This is a genomic window from Lentzea californiensis (assembly GCF_024648825.1).
GTDB lineage: Bacteria > Actinomycetota > Actinomycetes > Mycobacteriales > Pseudonocardiaceae > Lentzea > Lentzea californiensis.
Map to the genome: position 1 here is coordinate 77201 of NZ_JANBBE010000010.1, position 22729 is coordinate 99929.

A 22729-nucleotide genomic window follows, 5' to 3' on the forward strand; every position below is an offset into this window, starting at 1 on the left:
CATGTCTACCTGCCGAATTCTTTGTCGAGCGCTGCGAAGAGGTCGTCGTCGGTGTCGAGGTCGAGGGCCGGGACGGCGGACCCTCCGTCCACCAGCCGGAGCAGAGCGCGCAGTCGTGCGGCGATCGTGTCCGCGGCGGCCGGGTCCGGGGTGGCGATGACGGTCTCCAGGACGTCCAGCGCCTGCTGGACGGGGTCCGGCGTCCCACCGGCGAGCCGGTCCCGCAGATGTGCGGCGATGGCCGCCGTCGTCGGGTGGTCGAAGACGAGCGTGCTCGGCAACCTCAGCTCGGTGGCGGCGCCCAGCCTGTTGCGGAGCTCGACCGCGGTGAGCGAGTCGAAGCCCAGGTCCAGCAGACCGCGCTGGACGTCGATGGTCCGCGGTTCCGGGTGGGCGAGGACGACGCCGACCTGTTCCTTGACGAACGAGAGCAGCAGCGCTTCCTGTTCTGCCTCGCCCAGTCCGGCCAGCCGTCGCGCCAGCGGAACCTCGACCGGCGTGGTTCGCCGGTCGGCTCGGCGCTCGGTCCGCACCAGGTCGCGGAACAGGTCGGGCAGCGCGTCTCCGAGGGAGCGCAACGCGGCCAGGTCGAGTGCCACCGGCGCGAGAACGGGCGGGGCGGTCGAGCCCAGGACCACGTCGAGCGCCGCGAGTGCCTGGTCGTCCGGCATCGGCAGCACGCCGTTGCGCATCAGCCTGACCCGGTCGGCCTCGTCGAGCTCGTTCGCCATTCCGCCCTGCCACATGCCCCACGCCAGGGACACCGCGGGCAGTCCGGCGCCGCGCCGGTGCTCGGCCAGCGCGTCGAGGAACGTGTTGCCCGCGGCGTAGTTGGCCTGTCCGGCGTTGCCCACCAGCCCGGCGACCGAGGAGAAGAGGACGAAGTCCGTCAGCTCCAGGCCGGCGGTCAGCTCGTGCAGGTTCCACGCGCCCTGCACCTTCGGCCGCAGGGCCCTGGCGAGGCTCTCCGGGCTCATCGCCTCGACGGTGGAGTCCTCGACGACTCCGGCCGCGTGCACCACCGCGGTGAGCCGGTGTTCGTCCGGGATCGAGGCGAGCAGCCCGGCCAGCGCGTCGCGATCGGCCACGTCGCACGCCGCGACCCGCACCTCGGCGCCCAGCGCGGTCAGTTCGGGCACCAGATCCTCCGCACCGCCACGGCGGCTGGTGAGCAGCAGCCGGCGAGCGCCGCGACTGGTCACCAGGTGCCGGGCGACGACCGCACCCAGCGCGCCCGTGCCGCCCGTGATCAGGACCGTGCGCTCCGGGTCGAACAGGTCGACGGCGTCCGGGAGTCGCGGCACCTTCACCAGCCTGGTCACCAGCGTTCGTCCGTTGTGGAGCTCCAGCCGCGGCCGGGGATCCGCCAGGGCCGCGGCCAGCAGCTCGTCACTGGCAGGCAGGCCGTCGGTGATCACGTGCTGGAAACGCCCGGGGTGTTCCGACTCGGCCGCCCGCAGCAGTCCGGACAGCGCGCTGTGGCCCAGTTCCCCCGTGCTGACCACGGCGAGTCGTGCTCCGGCCGGTGCGTCGGTGGCGAGCCACCGCTGCACCTCCGCCAGCACTTCCTCCGTGACCTGGGCCGTCTCCTGCGGAGTGGCCGGGCGTACCCGGAAGACGACGCCGTCGGGAACGACACCCGCGGCAGGAGGCTCCACCGCCGTTCGTTCGACCGCGTACACGTGGGGGTTACCGGTCGGCAGTGCCCTCGACGTGAGCGACTCGACGGTGGCGGCAAGCGCTCCCGTCTCGTCGGCGATGCGCACCGCGCCGGCCGAGAGCTTCACCCGCAGCGTGCCGGGCCGTGCCCCCGGCAGCTGGACACCGGAGAAGGAGAAGGGCAGCCGGACCTCCGCCGCGTCGTCCAGGAGCAGCGCGTGCAGCGAGGCGTCGAACAGCGCGGGGTGCAGGGCGAACCCGTCGGTGTCGACGGAGGCCTGAACCTCGGCGTAGAGGTCGTCACCCGACCGCCACGCCGCCCGAAGTCCTCGGAAGGCAGGGCCATAGGCGTAGCCGCGGTCGGCGAGGCGCTCGTACAGGTCGTCGACCGGCAGCGGTTCGGCGGCGGGAGGCCAGGACGCCAGATCGGGGTCCGGACCGACGGGAACGGCGGCCACCACGGTTCCGGTGGCGTGCCGGGTCCAGACGTCCTGGTCCGCACGGGAGTGGACGGCCACCGGACGGCGGCCGTGCGCGTCGGGGCTGCCCACGGTGATCTGCAGCTGGAGCGCACCCCTGTCGGGGAGGACCAAGGGCTCGGAAAGGGTCAGCTCCTCCAGCCGCGTGCAGCCGACCTCGGCTCCCGCGTGCAGGGCGAGCTCCACCAGGGCCGTCCCCGGGACCAGCGGGGTACCGCCGATGGCGTGGTCCGCGAACCACGGGTGGCTGCGGGCCGAGATCCGGCCGGTGAACAGGACGCCGTCGGAGTCCGCGAGTGGGACTCCGGCTCCGAGCAACGGGTGCCGGGTGTAGTCCAGTCCGGCCGAGGTGACGTCGTCGCCGCCCGGCCCCTCCGTGAGCCAGTAGTGCCGGCGCTGGAACGGGTAGGTCGGCAGATCCGCGGTCTCGCTCTCACCGAACAGGGCACGCCACTGCACCGGAACGCCTCGTACATGAGCGTGGGCGACGGCGGTGACGACGGTGTGCGGCTCGGAGCGCCCACCGCGCAGCACCGGGACCAGCAGTGACGTCGCGTCGAGGAAGTCCTGTCCCATGGCGCTGAGCACGCCGTCCGGGCCGAGCTCCAGGAAGGTCCGCACGCCTTCTGCCTCCAGCGCGCGTACCGCGTCCAGGAAGCGCACCGGCCGGCGGACGTGGCGGACCCAGTACTCCGGGGTGACCAGTTCCTCCGCGGTGGCGGGCTTCCCGGTCAGGGCCGACACGATCGAGATGGCGGGTGGGGTGAAGGTGCACTCCCGCACGACCGCGCGGAAGTCTTCGAGCATCGCGTCCATTTGCGGGGAGTGGAAGGCGTGGCTTACCCGCAGCCGCTTGGTCTTCCGTCCTCGAGCGGCCAGTTCCGCCCCGATCGCCTCGACGGCGGCCGTGTCGCCCGAGAGGACCACGGACGTGGGGCCGTTGACGGCGGCGATGCCGAGCAGGTCCTCCTGTCCGTCGAGCAGGCCGAGCACCTCCGTCTCGTCCGCCTCGACGGCGAGCATCGTGCCGTCACGGGGCAGTGCCTGCATCAACCGGCCGCGGGCCGCGACCAGCTTCGCCGCGTCGGCCAGTGGGAGTACGCCGGCGACGTGTGCGGCCGCCAGTTCGCCGATGGAGTGGCCCGCGAGGAAGTCCGGCCGCATCCCCCAGCTCTCGAGGAGCCGGAAGAGAGCCACCTCGGTGGCGAACAGAGCGGGCTGGGTGAAGTCGGTCCGGTCCAGCAGTTCGGGGTCCTCGCCCCACACGACGTCGAGCAGGGGCTTCTCCAGCCACCGGTCGAGCTCGGCGCAGGCGGCGTCCAGTGCCTCGGCGTAGACGGGGTAGGCGGAGTGGAGCTCCCTGCCCATGCCGAGTCGCTGGCTGCCCTGACCGGTGAACAGGAACGCGGTACGCCCGGCCACGGGCGTGCCGCGGACGCTCAACGCCGCGAGCCCACCGGCCGCGTCCTCGGCGGTGGAGGCCACCACCACGGCGCGGTGGGGGAGTCCGGCGCGTCCGGTGGCCAGGGTGGCGCCCGCGGATGCCAGGTCCACGGTGTGCGCGAGAGCCGCGCCGACCTGGTCGGCCTGCGCCCGCAGAGCCGCGTCGTTGTGCGCGGACAACACGAGCGGCACGACCGGCATCGGGACCGGTGAGGTGGTCTCCACCGCCGGTGGCTGCTCGACGATGACGTGGGCGTTGGTGCCGCTGATGCCGAATGAGGACACGCCCGCCCTGCGCGGACGTCCGGACTCCGGCCACGGCTGTGCCGCGCTGAGCAGTTCCACCCGGCCCGCCGACCAGTCCACGTGCGGGGTGGGCTCGTCGATGTGCAGGCTCCTCGGGACCACGCCGTGCCGCATCGCCATGATCATCTTGATGATGCCGGCCACACCCGACGCGGCCTGCGAGTGCCCGATGTTCGACTTCAGCGTGCCCATCAGGACAGGCGTTTCGCGCTGCTGCCCGTACGTGGCGAGCACCGCCTGGGCCTCGATCGGGTCACCCAGCGTGGTGCCGGTGCCGTGGGCCTCGAGCACGTCGACGTCGGCCGGGACCAGCCCCGCGCTGGTGAGCGCCTGGCGGATCACCCGTTCCTGGGAGGGACCGTTGGGGGCGGTGAGACCGTTGCTCGCACCGTCGTTGTTGACGGCGGTCCCCCTGATGACGCCGAGGATCCGGCGGCCGTTGCGCTGGGCGTCGGAGAGTCGCTCCAGCAGGAGGACTCCGGCGCCCTCCGCCCAGGCCGTGCCGTCCGCCTCCGCGGAGAAGGACTTGCACCGGCCGTCCGGCGCCAGCCCGCGCTGCCGGCTGAACTCGACGAAGAGCGTGGGCGCGGCCAGCACCGTCACGCCACCGGCGAGCGCCAGCCCGCAGTCACCGTTGCGGAGGGCCTGCGCGGCGAGGTGGATGGAGACCAGCGACGAGGAACAGGCCGTGTCGACGGTGATCGCGGGTCCCTGCAGGCCGAACGTGTAGGCGACCCGGCCCGAGGCGACGCTGACCGTGCTGCCCACCGACAGGTAGCCCTCCAACGCGCCGGGGACGTCCTTCAGCCGTGCCGCGTAGTCGTTCGCCATGACACCGGCGAACACACCGGTCTGGCTGCCCTTGAGCGAGGTCGGGTCGATGCCCGCGCGTTCGAACGCCTCCCAGCAGATCTCCAGCAGCAGGCGCTGCTGCGGGTCGATCGCCGTGGCCTCCCGCGGGCTCACCCCGAAGAGCTCGGGGTCGAACTCCGCTGCCTCGTGGACGAATCCGCCGTGCTGGGTGTACGAGGTGCCCACGTGGTCCGGGTCCGAGTCGTACAGGTTGTCCAGATCCCAGCCGCGGTTCTGCGGGAACGGCCCCATCGCGTCGCGTTCGTCGGCCAGCAGCGCCCACAGCTCCTCCGGGGAGCTGACCTCTCCCGGGTAGCGGCAGGCCATCGCCACGATCGCGATCGGCTCGTCCGCCGCGCCGGCGATCGGGTGTGCCAGCACCGGTTCGGCGCCCGGAGCGACTAGCTCGCCGCGGAGGAAGCCCGCCAGCTCGACGGTGTCGGGGTAGTCGAACACCACGGTCGTGGGCAGCTTCAGCCCTGACGCCACGTTCAACCGGTTGCGCAGTTCCACCGCCTTGAGCGAGTCGAAGCCCAGCTCGTTGAAGGCCCGGTCGGGGGAGACCTGACCGGCGTCGGCGTACCCCAGCACGGAAGCCACCGTGCCGCGGACCAGTTCCAGCACCAGGCGGTCCTGGTCCTGAGGAGGCAGGCCCGCCAGTCGTTCCCGCAGTGAGCTCGTGCCTGCCCGCTCGCCGGCCGCGGCTCGCCGTGCCGGGCGCACCAGTCCGTGGAAGAGGTCGGGCAGCGTGCCGTCCTCGCGCTGCCCGCGCAGTCCGGTGTGGTTCAGCAGTGCCGGGACGAGCACCGCGCGACGGGTCGCCAGGGCGGCGTCGAACAACGCCAGCCCCTGGTCGCTGCTGATCGGCGCGATACCGCTGCGGGACATGCGGGCCAGGTCGGCGTCGGTCAGGTGGGCGGTCATCCCGCTGTCGTCCGCCCACAGACCCCAGGCGAGCGACGTGCCCGGCAGTCCCAGCGCCTGGCGGTGCAGCGCGAGAGCGTCCAGGTAGGTGTTGGCCGCCGCGTAGTTGGCCTGTCCCGGGGTGCCGACCGTGCCGGCCAGCGAGGAGAACAGGACGAACGCGTCCAGCTCGAGGTCCGCCGTGAGCTCGTGCAGGTGCCGGGCGGCGTCGATCTTGGGACGCAGCACGGTGTCCAGCTGCTCGGGCGTCAGGGTCTGGAGGGTGCCGTCGTCGAGCACACCGGCGGTGTGGATCACGGCGGTGAGCGGGTGCTCGGCGGGAACGCCCCGCAGGACCCCGGCGAGTGCCGCACGGTCAGCCGTGTCGCAGGCGGCCACGGAGATCTCGGCTCCGTGGGCGATGAGCTCGGCCTCCAGCTTCAGCATTCCCGGGGCGTCCCGGCCGCGGCGGCTCACCAGCAGCAGGTGCCGCACGCCGTGTTCGGAGACGAGGTGGCGGGCGAACAGCCGTCCCAGCGTGCCGGTCGCACCTGTGATGAGCACGGTGCCCTCGGGGTTCATCGCGGGCGCGGCCTGGTTCGTCGCGGGCGACTTGACCAGCCGCGGTACCAGCAGCGCTCCGTCCCGGAGGCTCGCCTGTGCTCCAGGTACCGCCAGCGCACGGCCCAGCTCGTCCTCGGAGAGGTCCCACGTCGTCACGTCCACGAGCCCGAACCGGCCGGGCTGCTCGGACATCGCGGTGCGCACCAGCCCCCAGACCGGAGCCGAGCTGAGGCCGGCCTCCGTGCGGGCGGTGGTCGCGTCACGGGTCGCGAAGACCAGGCGGGCGTCGCCGAACCGTTCGTGTGCGAGCCATTCCTGAGCCAGCCGCAGGGCGCGGTGTGCCGTGGCACGCGGCCCGTCCTCGCCGGGCAAGGGCACCACGACCACCCGCGGAACGTCCACGACGCCGGAGAGGTCTGGGTAGGTGCCCGCAGGGGCGGGCAGACCGTCGCCGAGCACGGCCCAGCGCGTGATCGCGGGGCCGTCCGGGGCGACCGCCCACTCCACCTCGAGCAGCGGCCGGTCCGGTGTGGACGGACCGGCCAGCTGCGCGGGATCGACGGGCCTCAGGCTGAGGGACTCCACCGTCATGATCGGTGCGTTGCTCGTGTCGGTGAGGGACAACGTGGCACCCGAGCCGTTCGGGGTGATCCGCACGCGCAGCACGCTGGCGTTCACCGCGAGGAGCCGGACGCCCGTCCAGGCGAACGGCAGCACCAGCCGGCCGTCCTCGGCCAGCGCCAGCGGGTGCAGCGCGGCGTCGAGCAGAGCCGGGTGGATCCCGAACTCGCCGGCGGCGACGTCCTCCGGCAACGCGACCTCGGCGAACACCTCCTCGCCCGCGCGCCACAAAGCCCGCAGCCCCTGGAAGACGGGGCCGTACTGGAAGCCCCGCTCGGCGAGCGTGTCGTACACCGCCGACAGGTCCACCGGTTCGGCGCCGGCGGGAGGCCAGGCAGACGCGTCCACCAAGCCTGTGCCCGCTTCCGCGCGGCCCAGTGCTCCGGTGGCGTGCAGGACCCAAGGCGTGGGCGGCACGTCGGCCTCGGGCTCCGGGCGGGAGTGGAACGACAGCGCGCGCCGGCCCTCCTCGTCCGGAGCGTCGACCACGACCTGGAGCTGCACCCCGCCGCCGCCCGCGAGCACCAGCGGTGCCTGCAACGTCAGCTCGTCGAGCTGGTCGAGACCCGTGTGGTCACCCGCCAGGACGGCGAGGTCCACGAACGCGCTGGCGGGGAGCAGCACAGTGCCCGCCACGGCGTGGTCCGCCAGCCACGGCTGCCCGTGTCGTGAGATCCGTCCACTCAGGACGAGCTTGTCCTCGTCGGCCATCCAGAGCACCGCACCGATGAGCGGGTGGCGCTCGGCGGCCAGACCGAGCCCGCCCGCGTCCCCGGCGAGCTGCGGAGCGTCGAGCCAGTGGCGTTGCCGCTGGAACGGGTAGGTGGGCAGGTCGACCGGGACGCTGGGACCCGCCACCGCCGGCCAGTCCACCACCACGCCGTTGACGTGCGCCTCCGCGACCGAGGCGAGGAAACGATCCCGTCCACCGTCGTCGCGCCGCAGCGATCCGACGACCACCGCGTCGTCCACGCCGGCCTCGTCGGCCGTGTCGCTGAGGGCCGAGGTGAGCACCGGGTGGGCACTGACCTCGATGAAGACGCGATGCCCGTCGCCGAGCAGGGCACGGGTGGCCTCGTCCAGCCGTACGGTCCGGCGGAGGTTGCGGAACCAGTACCCGCCGTCGAGCTCCTCACCGTTGAGCGGCTGCCCGGTGACGGTGGAGAACATCGTGATGTCGCTGGTGCGCGGCGTGATTCCGGCCAGCAGCTCCCGCAGTTCGTCCTCCAGCAGGTCGACGTGCGCGGAGTGCGAGGCGTAGTCGACCGGAATGGTGCGGGAGCGGTGTCCCTCGGCCCTGCATCGAGCGACGAGGCCGGCCAGCGCCTCCGGGTCACCGGAGACGACAGTGCTCGCGGGACCGTTGTGCGCGGCGATGTCGATCGCGCCGCCCCGCCGGGCGATGAGCTCGCGAACCTCGCCGGCCGGCAGAGCGACCGACACCATGCCGCCCGTGCCGACCAGCCGCACGATCGACCGGCTGCGCAACGCGACGACCTTCGCCGCGTCGTCGAGCGACAACGCACCGGCGACCACCGCCGCCGCGATCTCACCCTGCGAGTGACCGGCCACCGCGTCCGGCTCGATGCCCACCGATCGCCACAACGCCGCCAGCGACACCATCACCGCCCACAACGCGGGCTGCACCACGTCCACCCGGTCGAAACCAGGTGCACCCTCCGCGCCGCGCAGCACGTCCAGCAGCGACCAGTCCGTGAACGCCGCCAGAGCGCGCTCGCACTCCGCCAGCCGCGCCGCGAACACGGGGGAGGAGTCGAAGAGGTCGACCGCCATGCCCTGCCACTGCGATCCCTGACCGGGGAAGACGAACACCGTCTTGCCGGCACCGGAGGCCACCCCCTGCACCAGGTTCGCGGCGGTTCCCCCCGAAGCGAGTGCGTCGAGACCCGCCAGCAACCCGTCACCGTCCACACCGGACACGGCCGCGCGGAACGGAAGATGGGGAACCCTTGTCGCCAGAGCCGAAGCGACCAAAGCCGGTGCCACGGTCCGCGAGGCCAGCAGTGCGCGGATCTGCCCTGCCCGCGCGGCCAGCGCCGCCTCGTTCCTGGCGGACACCACCAGCGGAAGTCCCGCTACGACGGGCTCATCGGCGACGACCGGTTCCGGTCCCTGTTCCAGGACCACGTGCGCGTTCGTGCCGCTGATGCCGAACGACGACACCGACGCACGACGCGGGCGACCTGGTTCCGGCCACTGCCGCGCCTGTGTGAGCAGCTGCACCGTGCCCGCCGACCAGTCGACCTCGGGGCTCGGTTCGTCCACGTGCAACGTCGCCGGGAGCTCGCCGTTGCGCATCGCCATCAGCATCTTGATGATGCCCGCGACACCTGCGGCGGCCTGCGTGTGACCGATGTTCGACTTGATGGAACCGAGCCACAGGGGCTGGTCGCCGGACCGTTCCCGGCCGTAGGTGGCGAGGAGCGCCTGCGCCTCGATCGGATCGCCCAGCCGGGTTCCCGTGCCGTGTGCCTCCACGGCGTCGACGTCCGAGGGCTCCAGCCCCGCGTTGGCGAGGGCCTGCCGGATCACCCGCTGCTGCGACGGTCCGTTCGGGGCGGTGAGGCCGTTGCTCGCACCGTCCTGGTTGACCGCCGACCCCTTGATCACGCCCAGGACGTGGTGTCCGTTGCGTTCCGCGTCCGACAGCCGTTCCAGCACCAGCACACCGGCACCTTCGCCCCAGCCGGTGCCGTCCGCCGAGGACGAGAACGCCTTGCACCGCCCGTCCGCCGAGAGGCCGCGTTGGCGGGAGAACTCGACGAACGTGTTGGGCGTCGACATCACGGTGACGCCACCGGCGAGCGCCATCGAGCACTCACCCCGGCGCAGCGCCTGAGCCGCCAGGTGCACCGCCACCAGCGACGAAGAGCACGCCGTGTCGACCGTGACCGCAGGCCCCTCCAGACCGAACGTGTAGGCCACCCGGCCCGACAGCACACTCGAGATCGTGCCCGTCAGCAGATGCCCCTCGAACCCTTCCGGGGCACTCCTCAACCGCGACCCGTAGTCGTTGTACATCACGCCCGCGTACACACCGGTCGAGGAACCGCGGAGCGTCGCGGGGTCGATGCCTCCTCGCTCCAACGCCTCCCACACGACGTCCAGCAGCACGCGTTGCTGAGGATCCGTCGCCATCGCCTCACGCGGGCTCAGACCGAAGAACTCCGCGTCGAAATCCGCGGCCTCGTAGAGGAATCCGCCCCTGCGCGTGTACGACTTGCCGATCTTGTCGGGGTCCGGATCGTAGAGGCCCTCCACGTCCCAGCCGCGGTCCACCGGGAACTCGTCGATCGCGTCCCGGCCCTCGGCCACCAGCCGCCACAGGTCCTCGGGCGATTCGACCCCACCCGGATAACGGCACCCCATGCCGACCACGGCGATCGGTTCGTCCGGCCCCAGGTCGTGGGCCGCCACCGGCGGGGCGACGGCCGTTCCGGACGCGTCGAGCCGTTCCAGCAGGAAGTCCGCGACCGCCCTGGGCGAAGGACTGTCGAAGACCAGCGTGGCCGGCAGCCGCAGACCCGTCAGTTCACCCAGGCGGTTGCGGAACTCGACACCGGTCAGCGAGTCGAAGCCCGCGTCCTTGAACGTCTTGCCCGGATCGACGTCGGTCCCGGCCCCGTACCCGAGCACCAGGGCGGCCGACTTCCGCACCGCTTCGAGCACTTCCCGCGTCCGGTCCTCCACTGGCAGCCGGCTCGTCCGGTCGGCCCAGGACGAGCCGATGGCGGTGGCACCCGCCGCCTGCCTGCGGCGTACCGGGACCAGGCCGGTGTACAGGCCGGGCAGCTCGGCCAGGGCGCGCAACGCACCCAGGTCCAGTTCGGCCGGAACCAGCAGCGGCTCCGCCGAACCCAGCGCGGCGTCGAACAGGGCCATGCCCAGTTCCGGCTCCAGCGGGACGATTCCGCTTCGCTTCCAGCGCGCGACGTCCGCGTCCCCGAGCCCTCCGGCCATGCCTCCGTCGCTGTCCCACAGACCCCAGGCGAGAGAGGTGGCGGGCAGGTTCCGCTCCCGGCGGTACCGCGCGAGAGCGTCCAGGAAGGTGTTCGCGGCCGCGTAGTTCGCCTGACCGGCGTTGCCGATGAGACCCGCGATGGACGAGAAGACCACGAACGCGGACAGGTCGTGGTCCTGGGTGAGGCGGTGCAGGTTCCAGGCCGCGTCCACCTTCGGACGCATCACCCGTTCCAGATGGCCCGCCGTCAGCGATCCGACCGTCGCGTCGTCCAGCACGCCCGCCGTGTGCACCACGGCGGTCAGGTCGACCTCGTCCAGCGCACCCGCCACCGCGTCGAAGTCCGACACGTCACACGCGACCACCGAGGCACGCGCGCCCAGCTCCGCCAACTCCGCCACGAACTCCGCGGCACCCGGAGCCTCACCACCACGACGACTCACCAGCAGCAGGTGCCGCACACCGTGATGGGTCACCAGCCGCCGTGCCACCAGGCGACCCAGCGCGCCCAGACCGCCGGTCACCAGGACCGTGCCGTCCGGATCCAGGCCTTCCACACCCGCGACCGCGCCCGCCGCACGCGCCAGCCTCGGCACGAACAGCTCACCACCGCGCACCGCGACCTCGGGCTCACCCGACGCCATCACCACCGGCAGCAGCTCCGCTCCGCCCTCGTCCAGGTGAGCCAGGACCAGCCTGCCCGGCTGCTCGGACTGGGCGGTGCGGACCAGGCCCACGAGCGCGGCCGCGGGCAGCGCGTCGTCCGGCAGGGCGACGACCAGGCGGCTCTCGGCGAACTGCGGAGCCGTGAGCCACTCCTGCACGAGCTCCAGGCCGCGCGCCGTCGTCATGCGGGTCTGCGCGAGGACATCACCGGAGTCGTCGAGTTCCGGGGTGCCGACCACCACGAACTCCGGCGCCGGCAGGCCCGCGTCGACAGCGGCACGAAGCGCGCCGAGGTCGGCGTGCGGTGCCTCACCCACTCGCACCCACCGCTGTCCGGCGGCGGGCTCCATCGCGGGCAGTGGCTCCCAGGCCACCCGGTACAGGGACTCCACGGCCGGACCCGCCGGTGCGAGCTGGTCGCGGGTGATCGGCCGCAGGGAGACCGCCTCGATCGCCGCCACCGGCGCGCCGGTCCCGTCCGCGACGACGAGGCTCGCGGTGTCCTGGCCGGTACGGGTCCAGCGGACTCGCAGCACCGTGGCACCTACGGCGTGCACGGCGAAGCGCGAGAACGAGAACGGCAGGTGGATCGTGCTGCCGTCGTCCTCCTCGGCCTTGAGCACGAGCACCAGTGGGTGCAGGGCCGCGTCGAGGAGTGCGGGGTGCACACCGAAACGACCGGCTTCGTCGTGCAGCTGTTCGGGCAGCACGACTTCGGCGAAGAGGTCGTCCCCGTCGCTCCAGGCCGCGCGCAGACCGGAGAAGGCCGGCCCGTACCCGTAACCCAGGTCGCCGAGGTGGTCGTAGACGCCCTCCAGCGGGATGGCCATGCCATCGGCCGGGGGCCACTGGTCCAGGGACACCTCCGGCGCGGGGGAGGAGGTCGTGAGCAGACCGGCCGCATGGGCGGTCCACTGCTCTTCACCGGTCCTCGAGTACACGGTGAACTGGCGGTCGCCGCGCGCATCGCCCCGGTCGACGGTCAGCCGGATCGGGACGGCGGCGGTTCCGCTGAGCGCGAGGGGCGCCTGGAGGGTGAGCTCCTCGACGGTGGCGTGTCCGAGCTGCTCGGCGGCGTGACCCGCCAGTTCCAGGAACGCCGTCGCCGGAACCAGGACCGTCCCGCCGATCGCGTGATCGGCCAGCCACGGATGCGTCGCCAACGACACCGATCCGGAGAACTGCACACCGTCGCCGTCCGGCTCCGCGATCACCGCTGCCAGCAGCGGGTGGTCCACAGCGGTCAGACCGAGACTGCCCGCACCACCGGAACGCGGGGCGTTCAGCCAGAAGTGCTGGCGCTGGAAGGCGTACGTGGGCAGGTCCACCACACCCTTGCCGGGCAGGAACCGCTCCCACTCCACGTTCACGCCGTGCACGTGCATCGCAGCCAGAGTCGTTGTCAGAGCACGCTCTTCCGGATGCCCTCGGCGCAGCACCGGGACCACCACGGCGTCCGGCACGCACTCACTCGCGAGGCCGGCCAGCGTGGCGTCCGGGCCCAGCTCGACGAAGGCCGTCACGCCCAGGCGGGCCAGTGTCGCGATGCCGTCGGCGAACCGCACCGCGGATCGGGCTTGAACCGCCCAGTACTCCGGCGTGAACTCGTCGACCAGCTCGCCGGTCACGTTCGACACGACCGGGATGCGCGGTGCCGAGAAGGTCAGCTCACGCGCGACCTCGGTGAGCTCTTCGAGCATTCCGTCGAGGTGTGCGGAGTGGAAGGCGTGGCTCACCTTCAGGCGGGTTGCCTTCACGCCTTCCGCGCGCGCCAGTTCCAGGACCTCCAGCACCGCGGCTTCGTCACCGGAGACCACTGTGCTGCCAGGGCTGTTGAACCCGGCCACGTCCACGCCCGGCCGGCCCTCGAGCCACTGCGAGACCTGCTCCTCACCGGCGTTGAGAGCGACCATCGCGCCGCCTGCGGTCACCTCGTCCATCAAGCGTGCTCGCGCGCACACCAGACGTGCCGCGTCCTCGAGGGACAGCGCGCCTGACACGTGGGCGGCGGCCAGTTCGCCGACCGAGTGGCCGACCAGGTAGTCCGGTGTCACGCCGTGGTGGGCCATCAGGCGGAACAGCGCCACCTCGACCGCGAACAGTGCCGGTTGCGTGAACAGCGTCCGTTCCAGCAGCTCCGGCTCGTTCCCGATCACCGCGGCCAGCGAACGATCCAAGTGCACGTCAAGCGCTGCAACGACCTCGTCGAAGGCGGAGGCGAAAACCGGCTCACTCGCACGCAACTCGCGGCCCATGCCCACGCGCTGGCTGCCCTGTCCCGAGAACAGGAACGCCACCGCGCCACCGGGCACCACGCGTTCCGGCACCGCGGCGCCCTCGGCCAGCGCGCGGACGCCCGCGAGGAGCTCATCGCGGGTCGTTCCCGTGACGACCGCACGATGGTCGAAGCGCGCACGTGACGCCAGCGAACGGCCCACTGCCGTGACATCCAGCTCAGGGCGTTCCTCCAGGAACGACGACAGCCGTCGCGCCTGAGCCGCCACAGCTCCGGCCGACCTGCCGGACACCAGCCACGGCACCACACTCGGCGGGTCGCCCGCCGGAGCGTCGACTTCGGCGGCCTGCTCGACGATGAGGTGTGCGTTGGTCCCGCTGATCCCGAAGGACGAGACGCCCGCCCGGCGCGGGCGGTCGAGCGACGGCCACTGCTGGGCCTGCGTGAGGAGTCGCATAGTGCCGGCCGACCAGTCGACCTCGGGCGTGGGTTCGTCGACGTGCAGGGTCGTGGGCATGATTCCGTTGCGCAGGGCCATGACCATCTTGATCACGCCCGCGACGCCCGCCGCGGCCTGCGTGTGACCGATGTTCGACTTCAGCGAACCGAGCCGGAGCGGCTCCTGGCGAGCCTGGCCGTAGGTGGCCAGCAGCGCCTGGGCCTCGATCGGGTCGCCCAGCCGCGTGCCCGTGCCGTGCGCCTCCACCACGTCCACTTCGGACGCGGACAGTCGTGCGTTGGCCAGTGCGGCCCGGATGACGCGCTCCTGCGACGGCCCGTTCGGTGCCGTCAGACCGTTGCTCGCACCGTCCTGGTTCACCGCGGAACCGCGGATCACCGCGAGCACCCGATGACCGTGGCGCTGGGCGTCCGACAACCGTTCCAGCACCAGCACGCCCGCGCCCTCGGCCCAGCCCGTGCCGTCCGCCGACGACGAGAACGCCTTGCACCGCCCGTCCGGTGACAACCCGCGCTGCCGGGAGAACTCCACGAACATGCCCGGCGTCGCCATCACCGTCACACCACCGGCGAGCGCCATCGAGCACTCGCCCTGACGCAGCGACTGAGCGGCGAGGTGAAGCGCCACCAACGACGACGAACACGCCGTGTCGACCGTGACCGCCGGCCCCTCCAAGCCGAAGGTGTAGGCCAGCCGTCCCGACGCGACGCTGGCGGTGTTGCCCGTCAGCAGATAGCCCTCGTGCCCGCCGGACAGCTCGTGCAGCCGTGGCCCGTACTCCTGTGCCGTCGCGCCGACGAACACGCCGGTGCGGGTGCCTCGCACCACGGCCGGGTCGATCCCCGCGTGTTCGAAGGCCTCCCAGCCCGTCTCCAGCAGCAACCGCTGCTGGGGGTCCATCGCCGCCGCCTCGCGGGGACTGATGCCGAAGAACTCGGCGTCGAACTGGTCGGCGTCGTGCAGGAAGCCACCCGTGGTGGCGTAGGTCTTGCCGGGACTGTCCGGATCTGTCGTGAAGAGCGAGTCGAGGTCCCAGCCGCGGTTGGCCGGGAACCCGTCGACGGCGTCGACCTCGCTGCTGACCAGACGCCACAGGTCCTCGGGAGAGGCGACTCCGCCCGGCAGCCGGCACGCCATGCCCACGATCGCGATCGGCTCGTCGAGGGCCACCGCCTGGTAGGCCTCGTCATCGTGCCGCCGGCCACCGAGGTGCTCGGCGAGCGCGGCCGGGGTCGGGTGGTTGAAGAGGAGGCCGGAGGGCAGCGAGAGCCCGGTGGCGGTGTTCAGCGAGTTCCGGAGCTCGACGGCCGAGAGGGAGTCGAAGCCCAGGTCCTTGAAGGTCGTGTCGACGTCCACGTCTCGCGCGGATCCGTGGCCGAGCACTGCTGCCACGTGCGCACGCACCAGTTCCAGCTCATCGCCTCGTGGCGCGGACGGCTTCGGGGTGCTCTGCCTCGTCACCGAGCCGTCCAGCCAGAAGTGCTGGCGCTGGAAGGCGTACGTGGGCAGATCGACCACACCCCCGCCGGGCAGGAACCGCTCCCACTCCACGCTCACGCCGTGCACGTGCACCACGGACAAAGCTGTTGCCAGGCAACGGTTCTCGGGACGGTCCCGGCGCAGCACCGGGACCACCACGGCGTCTGGCAGGCACTCACCCGCCAGGCCGGCCAGCGTGGCGTCCGGGCCCAGTTCCACGAAGGCCGTCACGCCCAGGCGGGCCAGTGTCGCGATGCCGTCGGCGAACCGCACTCGCCACTTCAGTACTCCGGCGTGAACTCGTCGACCAGCTCGCCGGTCACGTTCGACACGACCGGGATGCGCGGTGCCGAGTAGGTCAGCTCACGCGCGACCTCGGTGAGGTCGTTCAGCATTGCGTCGAGGTGTGCGGAGTGGAAGGCGTGGCTCACCTTGAGGCGAGTCGCTTTGACGCCCTCTGCGCGTGCCAGTTCCAAGACCTCCAGCACCGCGGCTTCGTCGCCCGAAACCACTGTGCTGCCAGGGCTGTTGAACCCGGCCACGTCCACGCCCGGCCGGCCCTCGAGCCACTGCGAGACCCGTTCCTCGCCGGCGTTGAGGGCGACCATCGCGCCGCCCGCGGTCACCTCGTCCATCAAGCGCGCTCGCGCGCAGACGAGGCGTGCTGCGTCGTCAAGGGACAGCACGCCTGACACGTGGGCGGCGGCCAGTTCGCCGACCGAGTGGCCCACCAGGTAGTCCGGCTCGACCCCGTAGTGCGCCAGCAGGCGGAACAGCGCCACTTCGACCGCGAACAACGCCGGTTGCGTGAACAGCGTCCGTTCCAGCAGTTCCGGCTCGTTCCCGATCACCGCAGTGAGCGAACGATCCAGATGAACATCAAGGGCTGCAACGATCTTCTCGAAGGCGGCGGCGAACACCGGTTCGCTCGCACACAGCTCACGGCCCATGCCCACGCGTTGGCTGCCCTGTCCCGAGAACAGGAACGCGACCCTGCCGGCGGGAATCGCGCGACCCGACACCACGCGGGCCGCGGGCTTGCCTTCGGCCAGCGCCTGGACACCTGCCAGGAGCTCTTCGCGAGTCTCTCCCGCGACGACCGCGCGATGATCGAAACGGGCACGTGACACCGCGAGCGAACGGCCGACCGCCGCCACGTCCAGTTCCGGACGCTGTTCCAGGAACGACCGCAGCCGCCCCGCCTGAGCAGCCACGGCCTCGGCCGACCTGCCCGACACCACCCACGGCACGACCCCCGGCGCCGGAAGCCCTTCCACCGCAGGCTCGGTGCGCCAGTCCGAAAGCACGACGTGGCAGTTCGTGCCGCCCATGCCGAACGAGCTGACACCTGCGTAGAGCGGCTCGTCCGGCCGCGGCCACGGCTCGACCCCTCGCTGTACGGCGATCTTCAACTCGTCGAACGGGATGTCCGGGTTGGGGGTCTCGAAGTTGAGGCTCGGCACGAGCTCGCGGTGGCGGATGCACAGTGCCGCCTTGAGCAAGCCGACGATGCCGGCGGCACCTTCCAGATGTCCGACGTTGGTCTTCACCGAACCGACGCGCAGCTCGGCTCCGGTCACGCGGCCGTCACCGAGCACCGCACCCAGAGCGGACGCCTCGATCGGGTCGCCCACCTTGGTCCCCGTGCCGTGCAGTTCGACGTACTGCACCTGCTCCGCGGCGACCTGGGCGCGCTCGTAAGCCTGGCGCAGCACGTCTTGCTGGCCCGCCGGGCTCGGCACGGTGAGGCCCTCGGTCGTGCCGTCGTTGTTCATCGCGCTGCCGTGCAGCACGCAGTAAATCGGGTCGCCGTCCGCCACGGCGGCGTGCAGTGGCTTGAGCACGACGAACGCGCCGCCCTCACCGCGCACGTATCCGTTCGCCCGCGCGTCGAAGGTGAAGCTGAGACCGTCCGGTGAGAGTGCGCCGAACCGTTCCGCGCCGATGGTGCTGTCCGGCACCAGGTTCAGGTTGACGCCGCCCGCGATGGCGGTGGTGGACTCGCCGCGGCGCAGGCTCTCGACCGCCAGGTGCACCGCGACCAGCGAGGAGGACTGGCCGGTGTCCACGGCCGCACTGGGCCCGTGCAGGCCCAGGGTGTAGGAGATCCGGTTGGCGACGATGCCGCGGTTGAGACCTGTCAGCGTGTGACGGGTGATGCCGTCGGCCCCGCGCTGGTGCGTGAGGGCGGCGTAGTCGTCGGCGATGACACCGACGAAGACACCGGTCCGGGTGTCGGCGAGGCTGGACGGGACGATCCTGGCGTCCTCCAGCGCCTCCCACGCGAGTTCGAGCATCAGCCGCTGCTGCGGATCCATCGACTCCGCCTCGCGCGGGCCGATGCCGAAGAAGCCCGCGTCGAAGCCGCTGACGTCGTCCAGATGTCCGCCCGGCCGGTCGGGCAGCCCTGGGCGGCTCGCGGGAGGTGCGCCGATCGCGCTGCGGCCGTCGCGCAGCAGCCGCCACAGCTGGGCGGGGTTCTCCGCGTGCGGCAGCCGGCAGGATGCGCCGACGATGGCGATCGCCTCGGTCGATACCGACGTGTCCTCTGGGATTTCAACCATTGTCGAGCTGCCCCACCTGTGTGCGAAGTGATGCTTGCGCGGAGGCGTGGCACCCGCGGCGCTGCGGGTGCCACGCGACGAACCGGTGCTGTGGCGGCCTACTCGTATTTCGAGACGAGCAGCCGCTTGAGAACTTTTCCGCTGGGCCCCGTCGGGAGCGCGTCGGTGAACTCGACGCGACGCGGGTACTTGTACGCGGCGACGCGCTTTCTGGCCCATTCGACGATCTCGTCACCGGATCCGGAGGTGACGTCCTCCGGCCGGGCCGGCACGACCACCGCCCAGACCTCCTCGCCCAGCGCGAGGTGCGGGACACCGATGACCGCCACCTGTGCCACGGCCGGGTGCTGGACGAGAACCTCCTCGATCTCGCGTGGATGGACGTTGTAGCCGCCACGCACGATCAGGTCCTTCTTCCGGCCCACCACCGAGAGGTAGCCGTCGTCGTCCAGCCTCCCGAGATCGCCGGTGCGGAACCAGCCGCCGACCAGGACCTCGGCGGTGAGATCCGGGCGACCGAGATATCCGGCCATGACGGTCGGGCCGCTCACCACGATCTCGCCCACCTCGCCGACGGGCAGGAGCTCGATCCCGCCGGCGTTCGGCAGTGTGATGCCGACGGTGACGTCGTTGACCGGAACACCGACCGTTCCGGGACGGAAGGGCAGTCCGGGGTAGTGGTAGGCGACGCTGCAGGAGGTCTCGGTCATCCCGTAGCCCTCGTACACGGGACATCCGAACGTGCTCCGGACGTCGTCGAGGGTCTTGACCGGAAGCGCGGATCCTCCGCTGAACACGCGGTCGAGGTCGGGAACCGGACCTCCGCGGTGCACCGCGTCGAGCAAGCCGAAGTACATCGTCGGCACGCCCATGAACACCGTGCACCGGTGTTCCGCCATCAGCGCGAGAGCGTCCCGTCCGGAGAACTTCGACATCAGGACGATGGAGATACCGGCGCGGAACCCGGTGAGCATGCCGCAGATCTGGCCGAAGCCGTGGGAGAGCGGCAGGCACCCGAGCAGGACGTCGTCACTCCGGAACGCGTACGGGGTGGTGATCATCCCCTCGACGTTGTGCATGATGTTGCGGTGGGTGAGCATCACCCCCTTCGGCTTGCCCGTCGTGCCGGACGTGTAGAACACGACCGCGACGTCGTCTGGTGCCCGGCTCTCGAATCCGTCGATCGGGTCGGTGTTCTCCGCGTTGTCCGGGTCGACGGCGAGGAGGACCGTGCCGAGTCGCTCCGCCGCCTCTTCCGCCTGTGGGAGCGAGGAGTTGTCGGTCGCGAGAAACCGGAGGCCGGCATCGGTCAGCACGTGACGGATCTCCGCCGCGGTGGACAGGACGCTCAGCGGGACCGCGACGGCACCGGCCGCCAGCACGCCGAAGTAGGCGATCGGAAACCGCGGTGTGTCGGCCAGGAGCACGGCCACCTGGTCTCCCGGCCGCACCCCGTCGGCGCGCAGCAAGGAGGCGTAGCGCCGCGCCTGGTCCCACAGCCACCCGTAGGTGAAGTGCTCCGAGTCGTGGATCACCGCGGGGTGATCGGGTCGCCGCGCCGCCGCGTCGGCCAGCACGGCGGCGACAGACGTGGTCATCGCGCGTCTCGGGCGCTCGCGGTCGGGATGTTCAGCTCTTTCCAGATGCCGTGCAGGGCGTGGGCGAAGTTCTCGACGTCGGTCTGGTCGTGCACGGCGGACGGCGCGATCCGCAGGATCTCCTCGCCCGTGGGAACGCTGGGGGCGTTGATCGACTGGACGTAGATGCCGTGCCGCTCGAACAGCAACTGGGACGCCCTCTTGCAGGTGTCGTCGTCACCGACGAAGGCCGAGACGATGTGGGAGTCCGTCGAGAGGAACGGGATGTCGGCCGAGATCAGCAGGCTGTGCAGGTACCGAGCGTTCTCCGCGAGCGCCTTCCGTTCTGCATCGGAGGACCGCAGGTACTGGACCGACGCCAGTGCGGCGGCCGCGACCGACGGCGGCAGCGAGGTGGTGAAGACGAACGAGCGCGCATAGGTGCGCACCGCGTCCACGAGCGCCGCGGGACCCGCGATGTAGCCGCCGATCGTTCCGAAACCCTTGGCCAAGGTGCCCATGATGACCGTGAACCGGTCGGCGATGCCTTCCTGCGCGGCGATGCCGGCGCCCTGCGGGCCGTACATGCCGACCGCGTGGACCTCGTCGATGAAGGTCGTGGCACCGTACTCGTCCGCGAGGCCGGCGATCTGCGCGAGCGGCGCGACGGTGCCCGACATGGAGTAGACCGATTCCGCGACGATGAACTTCGGGGCGTCGGCGGGAGCGGCCGCGAGCAGCTCCTCCAGGTGGGCGACGTCGTTGTGCCGGAAGATGAACTTCTTCGCGCCGCTGTGCCGCAGGCCGTCGATGATCGAGGCGTGGTTCTTCGCGTCGGAGAACACGAGGGTGTCCTTCGGCATGCCTGCCAGCACCGTGAGAGAGCCTTCGTTGGCCGTGTACCCCGAGGTGAAGAGCAGCGCGGCTTCCTTGCCGTGCAGATCCGCGAGCTCTTTTTCCAGCAGGACGTGGTGGTGGTTGTTCCCGCCGATGTTCCGGGAACCGCCCGAGCCCACGCCGTGGGTGTCGACCGCGGCCTGCATGGCGGCGATCACCTGGGGGTTCTGGCCCATTCCCAGGTAGTCGTTGCTGCACCACACGCTTACTTCCGAGTCCACGCCGTCGCGCCGCGCGGAGGCCATGGGGTAGTTGCCGGACTTGCGGCCGATCTCCAGGAATTCCCGTTTGCTGCCAGCAAGATCATCAGCGGTTTGCCCGCTCAGGTACGACGCCAGGTGGTGGTTCATTCACTTGCCTTCTCGACGTAGCGGCTGGGTTTACGTGCGAATCAGAAAGACTGCGCTAGACGGATTTCGACCGCAGGAGAACTTTGTCGGGCTTGCCGTTGCTGTTCATCGGTAGCGTGGCCAAGACGTGCACGGTCTCCGGCACGTGGATCGAGGACAGCGCTTCGGCGATTCCGGTGCGGATCTTCTCCACGTCGATCTCGCCGGGATCGCATTCGATCGCGGCGTGGATGTGGTCGCTGCCGTCCTCGTCGCGCACGCCGTAGACGGCGGCGTGCCGGACGCCGGGATGGGCCAGGATCTCCGCCTCGACGACGATGGGGTGCACCTTGACGCCGTGAACCTTGATGACGTCGGCCACCCGGCTCACGAGGGTCAGGCACCCCCGCTCGTCGAAGAAGCCGATGTCCCCGGTGAAGTACCAGCCGTCACGAAGAACTCGTGCGGTCGCTTCCGGTTCGCCGTGGTAGCCGTCCATCAGCTGGGGCGAGCGGACGCGCACCTCGCCGATCTCCCCGACCGCCAGCTGCTCACCCGAGTCCGAGTTGCAGACGACGACCTCCACCTCGGGGAAGGGTTTCCCGACCGTGGCGGCGATCTCCGGGTCACCGTGGTCGAGAGGGGTGAGGGTCGTGATCCGGCCGCTCTCGGTCGTCGCGTACCCCTGCGCCAGCACGGGACCGAAGAGCCGGAACGCCTGCGCGACCCTGGCGGGTGCGGCGGGGCTGCCGCCGTAGATGATCCGCCTCAGCGAGGACAGGCCCGCGGCCTCGACCGCGTCACGGTCACGAATTCCGCGCTCGTACAGGTGGTCGATGAGCTGGAACACGTGGTTCGTCGCCATGAACGTCCACGACACCGCCTTCTCCGTGGCCGCGGTGTGCACGAACTTCTCGACGTCGAAGCTCTCGTGCAGGTGGAGCGCTCCGCCCATGACGAGGACCGCGTCCGTCATCGCGGCGACACCGTGACTCAACGGCGTCGACACCAGCATCGACTCGCAGCCGGCCGCACGGCCGAGGTCCATCCACGCGCGCAACGTGGCGTCCCACGCCCGTCCCGACAACCGGATGCCCTTGGGGCGCCCCGTGCTGCCACTCGTGTAGCTGATGACGGCCAACGCGTCCGGGTCCCACGACACGGCGACCGGCACACCGTCACCGCGTTCGCCCAGCCGCGTCACCGCGATCCCGGTGCTGCCGGCGAGCTCGGCCGCGCGTTCCGACGTCTCACCGTCGGCGTAAATGGTCACGGCACCGGTGTCGCGCAGGATCTGGATCTGGTGGTCGAGCGGGAGGACCGTGGCCTTGGTGCCGGGATTCGTGGTCCGCAAATAGCACACGGCGGCACCGAGCAGATGCGTCGCATACCGCGCGGTGAGCATCTCAGGGCTGTTGGGCGCGAGCAGAATCGCCACCACATCTTTCTTGCCCACTCCGCGCTCGCGCAGCGCGAGAACCGCCTCCGTGACGGAATGGATCAGGTCGCCACCGGAGAAGGCTCGGCCGCGCCAATGGACGACATCGCGCTCCGGCTCGGCCGCGAACAGCGAAAGAATCTCCGAGACATAACCTTGACTAGCGCTCCACCAATGCCCGGGCAGGCTCATGCGAAATTCCTTAGATTCGCCGACTGGCAGCGATGTCGTCCGATTGGATGACTCGATTTTCGCCGTAGAATCGAAGGGATCG

General features: G+C 71.1%; 5 protein-coding genes. All 5 read right to left on the minus strand.

What is annotated here, in order from left to right; genetic code table 11:
* Positions 1–5 precede the first annotated feature (5 nt).
* Complete coding sequence (locus LX88_RS30790) at positions 6–15923, minus strand: type I polyketide synthase (protein ID WP_258951278.1); 15918 nt, start codon at positions 15921–15923, stop codon at positions 6–8.
* A gap of 8 nt (positions 15924–15931) precedes the next feature.
* A complete protein-coding gene (locus tag LX88_RS30795; protein ID WP_258951279.1) occupies positions 15932–18214 on the minus strand; it encodes a type I polyketide synthase in 2283 nt (760 codons plus the stop codon).
* A 98-nt stretch (positions 18215–18312) separates the two neighbouring features.
* Positions 18313–19812 (minus strand): AMP-binding protein, encoded by a 1500-nt coding sequence (locus LX88_RS30800; RefSeq protein ID WP_258951280.1) that lies wholly within the window; start codon positions 19810–19812, stop codon positions 18313–18315.
* Entirely contained in the window at positions 19809–21038 is a 1230-nt protein-coding gene (gene hemA / locus LX88_RS30805; protein ID WP_258951281.1) for a 5-aminolevulinate synthase, read from the minus strand. The genes LX88_RS30800 and hemA overlap by 4 nt, the downstream gene beginning before the upstream one ends.
* A gap of 55 nt (positions 21039–21093) precedes the next feature.
* The gene (locus LX88_RS30810; protein ID WP_258951282.1) at positions 21094–22647 is read right to left on the minus strand and encodes a class I adenylate-forming enzyme family protein; all 1554 of its coding nucleotides are present in this window, start codon (positions 22645–22647) and stop codon (positions 21094–21096) included.
* Positions 22648–22729 lie beyond the last annotated feature (82 nt).